The 12,700-nt window shown below is 55.1% G+C and carries 8 protein-coding genes; 6 read left to right on the top strand and 2 right to left on the bottom strand.

What is annotated here, in order from left to right; translation table 11 throughout:
* Positions 1 to 2 precede the first annotated feature (2 nt).
* The 6 genes from mukF (at position 3) to ACOTX7_RS11930 (ending at position 9,856) form a co-directional block, all read left to right on the top strand.
* Positions 3 to 1,325, top strand: a complete 1,323-nt coding sequence (gene mukF / locus ACOTX7_RS11955; protein ID WP_221257173.1) for a chromosome partition protein MukF — start codon at positions 3 to 5, stop codon at positions 1,323 to 1,325.
* Positions 1,306 to 2,010: a chromosome partition protein MukE gene (gene mukE, locus ACOTX7_RS11950; protein ID WP_017384823.1), complete on the top strand. Its 705-nt coding sequence runs from the start codon at positions 1,306 to 1,308 to the stop codon at positions 2,008 to 2,010. Before mukF ends, mukE begins: the two co-directional genes overlap by 20 nt.
* Positions 2,010 to 6,458, top strand: a complete 4,449-nt coding sequence (gene mukB / locus ACOTX7_RS11945) for a chromosome partition protein MukB (protein WP_221257174.1) — start codon at positions 2,010 to 2,012, stop codon at positions 6,456 to 6,458. Before mukE ends, mukB begins: the two co-directional genes overlap by 1 nt.
* A 179-nt stretch (positions 6,459 to 6,637) precedes the next feature.
* Complete coding sequence (gene ldtD, locus ACOTX7_RS11940; RefSeq protein WP_221257175.1) at positions 6,638 to 8,461, top strand: L,D-transpeptidase; 1,824 nt, start codon at positions 6,638 to 6,640, stop codon at positions 8,459 to 8,461.
* Positions 8,462 to 8,636: 175 nt separating this feature from the next.
* A complete protein-coding gene (locus tag ACOTX7_RS11935; protein ID WP_221257176.1) occupies positions 8,637 to 9,188 on the top strand; it encodes a YcbK family protein in 552 nt (183 codons plus the stop codon).
* 20 nt (positions 9,189 to 9,208) lie between these two features.
* Complete coding sequence (locus ACOTX7_RS11930; protein WP_006809368.1) at positions 9,209 to 9,856, top strand: MBL fold metallo-hydrolase; 648 nt, start codon at positions 9,209 to 9,211, stop codon at positions 9,854 to 9,856.
* A gap of 52 nt (positions 9,857 to 9,908) precedes the next feature.
* On the opposite strand, the gene ACOTX7_RS11925 is transcribed toward ACOTX7_RS11930, so the two are convergent.
* Positions 9,909 to 11,099, bottom strand: a complete 1,191-nt coding sequence (locus ACOTX7_RS11925) for an amino acid aminotransferase (protein ID WP_221257177.1) — start codon at positions 11,097 to 11,099, stop codon at positions 9,909 to 9,911.
* Positions 11,100 to 11,284: 185 nt separating this feature from the next.
* Positions 11,285 to 12,343 (bottom strand): porin OmpF, encoded by a 1,059-nt coding sequence (ompF, locus tag ACOTX7_RS11920; RefSeq protein WP_006809366.1) that lies wholly within the window; start codon positions 12,341 to 12,343, stop codon positions 11,285 to 11,287.
* Positions 12,344 to 12,700: the final 357 nt, after the last annotated feature.

Below are 12,700 nucleotides of genomic sequence, written 5' to 3'. Positions count from 1 at the left end.
CTATGAGTGAATTTTCCCAGACAGTCCCCGAACTGGTTGCCTGGGCCAGGAAAAACGATTTCTCCATCTCGCTGCCGGTAGACAGACTCTCATTCCTGCTGGCGGTTGCGACGCTAAACGGCGAACGTCTTGATGGCGAAATGAGTGAAGGCGAACTGGTGGATGCGTTCCGCCACGTCAGTGATGCGTTTGAGCAAACCAGCGAAACCATTAGCGTGCGTGCCAACAACGCAATCAATGATATGGTGCGTCAACGTCTGCTGAACCGCTTTACCAGCGAACAGGCGGAAGGAAACGCCATCTATCGTCTTACGCCCCTGGGCATTGGCATTACCGACTATTACATCCGCCAGCGCGAGTTTTCCACCCTTCGTCTCTCCATGCAGCTCTCTATTGTTGCAGGCGAGCTGAAGCGTGCCGCCGACGCGGCCGATGAAAACGGTGACGAATTCCACTGGCACCGCAACGTTTACGCGCCGCTGAAATACTCGGTCGCCGAGATTTTCGACAGTATCGATCTGACTCAACGTCTGATGGACGAACAGCAGCAGCAGGTGAAAGACGATATTGCCCAGTTGCTGAATAAAGACTGGCGTGCGGCCATCTCCAGCTGTGAACTCTTACTGTCAGAAACGTCCGGTACACTGCGTGAATTGCAGGATACGCTGGAGGCGGCGGGAGATAAGCTTCAGGCCAACCTGCTGCGCATCCAGGACGCGACGATGGCGCACGACGATCTGCATTTTGTCGACCGTCTGGTGTTCGATTTGCAAAGCAAGCTTGACCGTATTATCAGCTGGGGCCAGCAGTCGATCGACCTGTGGATCGGCTACGACCGCCACGTGCATAAATTTATCCGTACCGCCATTGATATGGATAAAAACCGCTTCTTTGCTCAGCGTCTGCGCCAGTCGGTGCAGACTTACTTTGATGCGCCGTGGGCGCTGACCTATGCCAACGCCGATCGTCTGCTGGATATGCGCGACGAAGAGATGGCGCTGCGCGATGAAGAGGTCACCGGGGAACTGCCGCCGGATCTGGAATACGAAGAATTTAACGAAATTCGCGAGCAACTTGCGGCGATGATCGAAGAACAGCTCGCTGTCTACAAAACCAGACAAGCACCGCTGGATCTTGGCCTCGTGGTACGCGACTATCTGGCGCAGTATCCGCGCGCGCGCCACTTCGATGTTGCCCGCATTGTTGTAGACCAGGCGGTGCGCCTGGGCATCGCACAAGCCGATTTCACCGGACTGCCGCCGAAGTGGCAGCCGATTAACGATTACGGAGCCAAGGTACAGGCGCATGTCATTGACAAATATTGAACACGTGATGCCAGTTAAGCTGGCACAGGCGCTGGCGAATCCGTTGTTTCCGGCGCTGGACAGCCAGCTGCGTGCCGGTCGTCACATTGGCCTTGACGAGCTGGATAATCACGCCTTTTTGATGGACTTTCAGGAGTATCTGGAAGAGTTTTACGCTCGCTATAACGTTGAGCTGATCCGCGCGCCGGAAGGCTTTTTCTACCTGCGTCCGCGCTCTACCACGCTTATTCCGCGCTCGGTGCTTTCCGAACTGGATATGATGGTCGGCAAAATTCTCTGCTACCTCTACCTCAGCCCGGAACGTCTGGCGAATGAAGGGATCTTCACCCAGCAGGAGCTTTACGATGAGCTGCTGTCGCTGGCGGATGAAAGCAAGCTGCTTAAGCTGGTGAATAACCGCTCGACGGGGTCCGATCTGGACCGTCAGAAATTACAGGAAAAAGTGCGATCTTCCCTTAACCGTCTGCGCCGTCTGGGAATGGTCTGGTTCATGGGTCACGACAGCAGTAAGTTCCGCATCACCGAATCGGTCTTCCGCTTTGGCGCCGACGTGCGCGCGGGTGACGATGCGCGTGAAGCACAGCTGCGCATGATCCGTGACGGTGAAGCGATGCCGGTGGAAAACCATTTGCAGCTCAATGACGAGCACGAAGAGAATCAGCCGGATAGCGGGGAGGAAGAGTAATGATTGAACGCGGTAAATTTCGCTCACTAACGCTGATTAACTGGAACGGCTTCTTTGCCCGAACCTTCGATCTGGATGAGCTGGTGACAACGCTCTCCGGCGGTAACGGGGCGGGGAAATCCACCACCATGGCGGCCTTCGTGACGGCGCTGATCCCTGACCTGACCCTGCTGCACTTCCGTAACACCACAGAAGCGGGCGCCACGAGCGGCTCTCGTGATAAAGGCCTGCACGGTAAGCTGAAAGCGGGCGTCTGTTATTCCGTGCTGGACGTGATCAACTCCCGTCATCAGCGCGTGGTTGTAGGCGTGCGCCTGCAACAGGTTGCTGGCCGCGACCGTAAAGTGGATATCAAACCGTTTGCGATCCAGGGGCTGCCAACCTCCGTACAGCCAACCGCGCTGCTGACGGAAACCCTGAATGAACGCCAGGCGCGCGTCCTGACGCTCCAGGAGCTGAAAGACAAGCTGGAAGCCATTGAAGGCGTACAGTTTAAGCAGTTTAACTCCATTACCGACTACCACTCTCTGATGTTCGATCTGGGCGTGGTGGCCCGTCGTCTGCGCAGTGCGTCAGATCGTAGTAAATACTACCGTCTGATTGAAGCCTCTCTGTACGGCGGTATCTCCAGCGCCATTACCCGCTCCCTGCGTGACTATCTGTTACCGGAAAACAGCGGCGTGCGTAAGGCCTTCCAGGATATGGAAGCTGCGCTGCGTGAAAACCGCATGACGCTGGAAGCGATTCGCGTCACACAGTCTGACCGCGACCTGTTTAAACACCTGATCAGCGAAGCCACTAACTACGTGGCGGCGGATTATATGCGCCACGCCAACGAGCGCCGCATCCATCTCGACCAGGCGTTAGAGTATCGCCGCGAGCTGTTTACCTCCCGCAAACAGCTGGTGGCCGAGCAGTATAAGCATGTCGAAATGGCGCGCGAACTGGGTGAGCACAACGGTGCCGAAGGGGATCTGGAAGCCGATTACCAGGCAGCCAGCGAACACCTGAATCTGGTGCAGACCGCGCTGCGTCAGCAGGAAAAAATCGAGCGCTACGAAGCCGATCTTGATGAGCTGCAAATTCGTCTTGAAGAGCAAAACGAAGTGGTGGCCGAAGCCGCCGAGTTGCAGGAAGAGAACGAAGCCCGCGCGGAAGCCGCCGAGCTGGAAGTGGATGAGCTGAAAAGCCAGCTCGCTGACTACCAGCAGGCGCTGGACGTGCAGCAGACGCGTGCGATTCAGTACAACCAGGCGTTGCAGGCGTTGCAGCGTGCTAAAGAGCTATGCCACCTGCCGGACCTGACTCCGGAAAGCGCTGATGAATGGCTGGATACGTTCCAGGCCAAAGAGCAGGAAGCCACTGAAAAACTGCTTTCTCTCGATCAGAAAATGAGCGTGGCGCAAACGGCGCACAGCCAGTTTGAGCAGGCGTACCAGCTGGTGGTGGCGATTAACGGTCCTCTGGCGCGTAACGAAGCGTGGGACGTTGCCCGTGAACTGCTGCGCGACGGCGTCAATCAACGCCATCTGGCCGAGCAGGTGCAGCCGCTGCGCATGCGCTTGAACGAGCTGGAACAGCGTCTGCGTGAACAGCAGAAAGCGGAGCGTCTGCTGGCGGAATTCTGCAAGCGTCAGGGTAAAAATTACGATTTCGACGAGCTTGAGGCCCTGCACCAGGAGCTGGAAGCACGTATTGCGGCCCTGTCGGATACCGTATCGAACGCCAGCGAACAGCGCATGACGCTGCGTCAGGAGCTGGAACAGCTTCAGTCGCGTTCGAAGACGCTCTTACAGCGTGCGCCGATCTGGCTGGCTGCACAAAGCAGCCTGAACCAGCTCAGCGAACAGTGTGGCCAGGAGTTTGCCTCCAGCCAGGACGTCACCGAATACATGCAACAGCTGCTGGAGCGCGAGCGTGAAGCGATTGTTGAGCGTGACGAAGTGGGTGCGCGCAAGCGTGACGTCGATGAAGAGATTGAGCGTTTAAGCCAGCCTGGCGGCTCAGAAGATCCGCGCCTGAATGCCTTAGCCGAGCGTTTCGGCGGCGTGCTGCTGTCTGAAATTTACGACGACGTTGGTCTGGATGATGCGCCGTACTTCTCCGCGCTGTACGGTCCGTCCCGTAACGCGATTGTGGTGCCGGATCTGTCGCTGATTTCAGACCAGCTGGCAGGGCTGGAAGACTGTCCGGAAGATCTCTACCTCATCGAAGGGGATCCGCAGTCGTTTGATGACAGCGTATTCAGCGTCGACGAGCTGGAAAAAGCGGTGGTGGTGAAAATCGCCGATCGCCAGTGGCGTTACTCGCGCTTCCCGGAACTGCCGCTGTTTGGCCGCGCCGCGCGTGAAAACCGAATTGAAAGCCTGCACGCCGAGCGCGAAACGCTTTCAGAACGTTTTGCAACCCTGTCGTTTGATGTGCAGAAAACCCAGCGTCTGCATCAGGCGTTCAGCCGCTTTATCGGCAGCCATCTGGGCGTTGCCTTTGAACCCGATCCGGAAGCCGAAATTCGTAAGCTCAACACCCGCCGTGGTGAGCTGGAGCGTGCGCTTGCGAGCCATGAAAATGACAACCAGCAAAGCCGCGTGCAGTTCGAGCAGGCGAAAGAGGGCGTTGCGGCGCTTAACCGCATCCTGCCGCGCCTGAACCTGCTGGCGGACGATACGCTCGCCGACCGCGTGGATGAAATTCAGGAACGTCTGGATGAAGCGCAGGAAGCGGCGCGCTTTGTGCAGCAGCACGGCAATCAGCTGGCAAAACTGGAGCCGATGGTTTCCGTTCTTCAGAGCGACCCGGAACAGTTTGAGCAGTTAAAAGAAGATTACGCCTGGTCACAGCAGGTGCAGCGCGAAGCCCGTCAGCAGGCGTTTGCCCTGACGGAAGTGGTGCAACGTCGCGCGCACTTCGGCTACTCCGATTCAGCAGAAATGCTGAGCGGGAACAGCGATCTGAATGAAAAGCTGCGCCAGCGTCTGGAGCAGGCCGAAGCAGAACGTACGCGCGCCCGTGAAGCGATGCGTACTCACGCCGCACAGCTGAGCCAGTACAGCCAGGTCATGGCGTCGCTGAAAAGTTCCTTCGACACCAAGAAAGAGCTGTTAAACGATCTGCATAAAGAGTTGCAGGACATTGGGGTGCGCGCCGACAGCGGTGCAGAAGAGCGGGCGCGTATTCGTCGCGATGAGCTGCATGCTCAGCTCAGCAACAACCGCGCGCGGCGTAATCAGCTGGAAAAAGCGCTGACCTTCTGTGAAGCGGAAATGGACAACCTGACACGACGCCTGCGCAAGCTGGAGCGTGACTATTTTGAGATGCGTGAACAGGTTGTGACCGCGAAGGCGGGCTGGTGCGCGGTAATGCGCATGGTGAAAGACAATAACGTGGAACGTCGTCTGCACCGTCGCGAGCTGGCGTACCTGTCCGCCGATGAACTGCGTTCGATGTCGGATAAGGCGCTGGGTGCGCTGCGTCTGGCCGTGGCGGACAATGAACACCTGCGCGACGTGCTGCGCATGTCCGAAGATCCGAAGCGTCCTGAGCGCAAAATTCAGTTCTTCGTGGCGGTTTATCAGCACTTACGCGAGCGTATTCGTCAGGACATCATCCGTACCGACGATCCGGTAGAAGCCATCGAACAGATGGAGATCGAACTGGGCCGTCTGACGGAGGAGCTGACCTCCCGCGAACAGAAGCTGGCAATCAGCTCCCGCAGCGTGGCGAATATTATTCGTAAAACCATTCAGCGCGAGCAGAACCGTATCCGTCAGCTGAACCAGGGTCTGCAAAGCGTGTCGTTTGGCCAGGTCAACAGCGTGCGGCTGAACGTGAACGTGCGTGAAGCGCACTCCACGCTGCTGGACGTGTTGTCTGAACAGCATGAGCAGCATCAGGATCTGTTCAACAGTAACCGCCTGACCTTCTCCGAAGCGCTGGCGAAACTGTATCAGCGTCTGAATCCGCAGATTGACATGGGCCAGCGTACGCCACAAACCATCGGTGAGGAGCTGCTGGACTACCGCAACTATCTGGAAATGGAAGTTGAGGTTAACCGTGGTTCCGACGGCTGGCTGCGCGCTGAATCCGGTGCGCTCTCTACCGGGGAAGCCATCGGTACCGGTATGTCGATTCTGGTGATGGTGGTGCAAAGCTGGGAAGATGAAGCGCGTCGTCTGCGTGGCAAAGACATCTCTCCATGCCGCCTGCTGTTCCTCGATGAAGCGGCGCGTCTCGACGCCCGCTCCATTGCCACGCTGTTTGAGCTTTGCGATCGCCTTGATATGCAGCTCATTATCGCGGCGCCGGAAAACATCAGCCCGGAAAAAGGGACGACCTATAAACTGGTGCGTAAGGTATTCCAGAACAGCGAGCACGTACACGTCGTTGGCCTGCGCGGTTTCGCACCACAGCCACCGGAGTCGTTACCGGGCACGGCTGACGCCTCTTAACACGGGGTGCGACAAAGGGCGGCGCTGAGGCGCCGCTTTTTTTATTCACTTAACTTGTGTTCAGGGCTGCGTTATCTTTAAACTTCTTTACATAAGGTAAGGCAGTAGCGTGTATGCCTTTCTATACTGAAGGAAAGCTCCAGAATAATGGGCATGTCGTGAAAAACAGGGGGCAAGGGATGTTGCTTAATAAAAATCGTGGTCGTCAGCTGTCTGCGCTGAGTTTGTGCCTGACAGTGATGTTTGCTCCACTGTTTACCGCTCAGGCCGATGAGCCTGAAATTGTACCGACTGACAGCTCTGCGACGATGGGCGCGCAGCCGACATCACTGTCACAACCGCTGGATCAGTCTCCGGCCACGGCCATTATGGCCGGCATTAAACCGCTGCCGGAAGGCATCGACATTGAATCCTTGCGCCAGAAGCTTATGACCGGGCTGCCCTCGGGCTATACCCCGGCTTATATTAACCAGCTCACGCTGCTTTACGCGGCGCGCGATATGAAACCGATGTGGGAAAATCGCGAGGCGGTACGTGCCTTCCAGCAGCAGCTGGCTGAAGTCGCGATTGCGGGTTTTCAGCCGCAGTTCACGACCTGGGTTGAACTCCTGACCGACCCTGCCGTTACCGGACAGGCGCGTGACGTGGTGCTGTCTGATGCCATGATGGGCTACTTACAGTTTGTGGCGGGCATTTCGGTGAACGGCAACCGCTGGTTATACAGCAGTAAACCGTACAAGCTGGCAACGCCCGCGCTGTCCGTTATTAATCAGTGGCAACTGTCGCTGGATAACGGTGAACTGCCGCGCTTTATCGCAAGCCTGGCGCCTGCCCATCCGCAATATGCCACGATGCATCAGTCGCTCCTTGAGCTGGTTGCGGATTCCCGCCCCTGGCCTCAGCTGCGCAGCACCACAACGCTGCGTCCGGGGCAGTGGAGCAGCGATGTGCCTGCGATCCGCGAAATTATGAAACGCTCCGGTATTCTCGACAATGGTCCTAAAATTGCGCTGCCCGGAGACGAGACGCAAAACGCGGTCGTCAGCCCGTCGGCGCCGGTAAAAGAGAAAACCGCCGTTGCGCTGAGCAATAAGCCCGCTGCGTACGATCGTGAGCTGGTCGCGGCGGTTAAGCAGTTCCAGGCCGCACAGGGGCTGGGGGCCGACGGCGTGATTGGTCCCTCCACTCGCGACTGGCTGAACGTCTCTCCGGGCCAGCGGGCAGGGGTGCTGGCGTTGAATATCCAGCGCTTGCGCTTGCTGCCGGGCACGTTGTCTACCGGTATTATGGTCAACATTCCGGCGTACTCCCTGGTCTACTATCAGGACGGTAGCGAAGTGCTGGCATCCCGTGTGATTGTGGGTCGGCCTGACCGTAAAACGCCAATGATGAGCAGCGCGCTGAATAACGTGGTGGTTAACCCGCCGTGGAACGTGCCGCCGACGCTGGCGCGCAAAGATATCCTGCCTAAGGTCTGGAATGATCCGGGATATCTGGAGCGACATAACTATACGGTGATGCGGGGCTGGAACAGCAAAGAAGCGATTGACCCCTGGATGGTGGACTGGTCAACGATTACGCCTTCGAACCTGCCGTTCCGTTTCCAGCAGGCACCGGGCGCACATAACTCACTGGGGCGTTACAAATTCAATATGCCAAGTTCGGACGCTATCTATCTGCATGATACCCCGAACCATAATCTGTTCCAGAAAGATGCGCGCGCGCTCAGTTCCGGCTGTGTTCGCGTGAACAAGGCTTCGGAGCTGGCGAATATGCTGTTGCAGGATGCAGGCTGGAATGATACGCGGATATCAGATGCCCTGAAGCAGGGGGATACGCGTTACGTTAATATTCGCCACAATATTCCGGTTAATCTTTATTATCTGACGGCGTTTGTGGGCGCGGACGGACGTACCCAGTACCGTACAGATATTTACAATTATGATCTGACAGCGCGATCCGGCGCACAAATTTTGCCAAAAGCGGAACAATTAATCAGGTAAATGAAGTAGTTCGGTAAAAATGATTGTCGTAAGTTATGGTGAATATGGGGCGATCTGGCTGTAAGCCGCGTATTTACTGGGATTGGGCGCCTTGACGTAACAGGTTTTGCCAGTTATGGTGCCCTTCGTGCGCTAAGCATATTGACAATTTCTTTTACCTGTAGACCTGATTATCATGGACAAATTTGACGCTAATCGCCGCAAATTGCTGGCGTTAGGTGGCGTTGCGCTGGGCGCAGCGGCCATCCTTCCGACGCCAGCATTTGCCACCCTCTCGACACCTCGTCCGCGTATTTTAACGCTCAACAATCTGCACACTGGTGAGACGCTTAAAGCGGAATTTTTCGATGGCAGAGGCTATATTCAGGATGAATTAGCAAGACTCAACCATTTTTTCCGTGATTTCCGCGCGAATAAAATCAAAGCCATCGACCCTGGATTATTCGATCAGCTTTACCGTTTGCAGGGACTGCTGGGCACCAAAAGGCCGGTGCAACTCATTTCTGGCTATCGCTCTCTGGATACCAACAATGACCTGCGCGCCCACAGCCGTGGGGTAGCGAAAAAAAGCTATCACACCAAAGGTCAGGCGATGGATTTCCATATTGAAGGCGTTTCGTTAGCCAATATTCGCAAAGCGGCGTTATCTATGCGCGCAGGTGGTGTAGGATACTACCCACGTAGCAACTTTGTGCATATTGATACCGGGCCGGTTCGGCACTGGTAATAACGAAACACAGGAGCAGTATGAACTATCGTATTATTCCGGTTACCGCGTTCTCACAGAACTGTTCATTGATCTGGTGTGAACAAACTAAACTGGCCGCGCTTGTCGATCCTGGCGGAGACGCTGAGACAATCAAGCAGGAAGTCGCTGCCAGCGGTGTGACGCTGATGCAGATTTTACTGACCCATGGTCATCTTGACCATGTGGGTGCAGCGGCTGAACTGGCTGAACACTACGGTGTGCCGATTATCGGTCCGGAAAAAGAAGATGAGTTCTGGCTACAGGGGCTACCTGCCCAAAGCCGTATGTTTGGCCTGGAAGACTGTCAGCCACTGACACCGGACCGCTGGCTGAACGAAGGCGATCGCGTTAACGTGGGGAATGTAACTTTACAGGTGTTGCATTGCCCCGGGCATACCCCCGGTCATATTGTCTTCTTTGATGACGCTTCGCGCCTGCTGATTTCCGGTGACGTGATTTTCAAAGGGGGCGTAGGACGCAGCGATTTCCCGCGCGGCGATCACGGTCAGCTGATTCAGTCGATCAAGCAGAAGTTATTGCCGCTGGGTGATGATGTGACGTTTATTCCTGGACACGGCCCGATGTCGACGCTGGGCGATGAGCGGTTGCATAACCCGTTCCTTCAGGATGAAATGCCTGTCTGGTAAACCTGGTTAAATAAAAAAGCCTGCGCGATGCAGGCTTTTTTGTGGGTGCAGGTTACAGCACTGCGACAATGGCTTCGCACAGTGGTGCCATGTTGTCAGGCGTCATACCTGCAACGTTTACGCGGCCAGAGGCAACGGCATACACGCCAAACTCTTCACGCAGGCGCAGCACCTGCTCTTTGGTCAGACCGCTGAAGGAGAACATGCCGTTCTGCTTGATGATGAAGCTGAAGTCACGGTCAGCACCTTTCTCTGCCAGCGTGTTCACAAACAGCAGACGCATGCGCTGAATGCGCTGACGCATATCGTTCAGCTCTTGTTCCCAGATTGCGCGCAGCGCATCGTTGCTCAGGATCGTCGCGACCACAGACGCACCGTGTGCGGGTGGGTTGGAGTAGTTAGCGCGGATCACGGACTTCATCTGGCTGAATGCGCGATCGACGGTTTGATCGTCAGCGGCCACCAGCGTACAGGCACCGACACGCTCGTTATACAGGCCAAAGTTCTTGGAATAGGAGCTTGCGACAATCAGCTCCTGATGCACGGCGGCGAATGCGCGCAGTCCTTCAGCATCCTCTTCCAGACCACGGGCAAAGCCCTGGTAAGCAAAGTCGAACAGCGGCAGCCAGCCTTTTTCAAAGGACAGCTTAGCCAGCTGTTCCCACTGCTCAAGCGTAGGATCGATACCGGTTGGGTTGTGGCAGCAACCGTGGAACAGCACCACGTCGCCCGCCTGGGCTTCGCTCAGGCTTGCCAGCAGGCCGTCAAAGTCGAGAGAGTGATTTGCCGCGTCGTAGTAGGCATATTCACGTACTTCCAGACCCGCAGAATTGAACACGCTCTTGTGGTTCGGCCAGCTAGGGTTACTGACCCACACGCGTTTCACGGCGGTATTTTTCGCCAGGAAATCTGCCGCCACGCGGAGTGCGCCGGTACCGCCTGGAGTCTGCGCCGTGCGGGCGCGTTTTTCGCTCACAATGGTGCTGCCTTTGCCGAACAGCAGCTCCTGGGTGCAGCGACCAAATTCAGGGATACCATCAATACCGAGGTAGTTTTTGGTGGTTTCGTTTTCCAGCAGATACTGCTCAGCTTTTTTTACACTGGTCAGTACCGGAGTTTTGCCGGTTTCATCTTTATATACACCAATACCCAGGTTGATTTTGCCAGGGCGGTCGTCGGCACGAAACAGATCGGCCAGGCCCAGAATTGGGTCGGCAGGAGCGGCAGTAATGTTCTCAAACATGACGAAGTTCCATTGTGATTACAGAAGTGAAATCCGCTATCAGGTTAACGGTAGATTTACAAAATGCCAACCGTTTGCGACGAAAAGCGTGCGGCTTTTCAAAAGTCGCTATTTTTTCCTCTCAGGAATAAAAAAAACAGGGCCGAAGCCCTGTTCATTAAGCATATAACAACGAGGTGTGCTGATTAGAACTGGTAAACCAGACCCAGAGCCACGATGTCGTCGTTGTTGATGCCCAGCTTGTTGTCGTCTTTCAGCTGGTTGATCTGGTAGTCAACATAGGTGGACATGTTTTTGTTGAAGTAGTATGTCGCACCAACGTCGATGTAGTTGATGTAGTCTTCGTCACCGATACCTTCTACGTCTTTCGCTTTAGATTTGTAGTAAGCGATGGACGGACGCAGGCCGAAGTCGAACTGGTACTGAGCCACAACGGAGAAGTCCTGAGACTTGTTAGCGAAACCTCTGTTGCTCAGACGCGCGGCGTTACGCATTTCGCCGTATACAGCTGCCAGGTAGATGTTGTTTGCGTCGTATTTCAGACCAGTAGCCCACTGCTCAGCTTTGTCGCCTTTACCCCAATCCAGCGTCTGCTGGTTGTTGGTACGGTCAGCGGCGCCATAAGCACCGACAATGCCGAAGCCTTCGAAATCATAGCTCAGAGAGGTTGCCCAGCCGTCGCCGTTGGAACGTACTGCGATATCACGGTCGTTTTTACCCAGGTACTGAACGCCAAAGTTCAGACCATCAACCAGGCCGAAGAAGTTGCTGTTACGGTAAGTCGCCAGACCACCGGTACGGCCAGAGAAGAAGTTATCGGTTGCGCCGGTGTCACCACCAAACTCAGGCAGCATATCGGTGATGCCGATTGCGTCATAGACCAGGCCGTAGTTACGACCGTAGTCGAAGGAGCCTGCGTCACCGAATTTCAGACCTGCGAATGCCAGACGGGTTTTGTTGCCGTTCTGGGCATCAGCGCCTTCAGAGTTGTTACCCTGGAAGTTGTATTCCCACTGACCGTAGCCAGTCAGCTGATCGTTGATCTGAGTTTCGCCTTTGAAGCCCAGACGCGCATAAGTGTTGTCGCCATCGTTGCCATCACTGTCAGAGAAGTAATGCAGGCCAACTGCTTTCCCGTAAAGATCTAATTTGTTGCCGTCTTTGTTATAGATTTCAGCAGCGTTTGCTGCACCGGCTACCAGCAGGGCAGGGACTACCACTGCCAGGATATTGCGCTTCATCATTATTTATTACCCTCATTGGTTTTTTTATGACACTCGCCACTGCCGTCAATAAATTCTGTCAATAAATATTTCCGGAACTATTGATGAGAGTTAGGTGTCTTTATGTGTCTGACAGGCATCTTTCCATTCATAGAACCGTTTCGCTACACTGAAAGTGCTACAATCTTCAAGATTCAGTTTCTAAAAGAAAATATGTGTAACTAAATGTGTATTTTTAGGAACTTTGTGAAGCACCTCAAATTTTAGTGCTCCCTGGCGAAATAAACACCCGCTTTATTCTTATATATATGATTTCCTTATGTTTAATTTAGCTAAAGGTCTTTCATATAAACAGAAATTAAACGGCGCAATTTTTCT

The organism is Enterobacter cloacae complex sp. IR5418 (assembly GCF_049238105.1).
GTDB lineage: Bacteria > Pseudomonadota > Gammaproteobacteria > Enterobacterales > Enterobacteriaceae > Enterobacter > Enterobacter hormaechei.
This window is presented reverse-complemented; position numbering and strand designations above follow the sequence as displayed.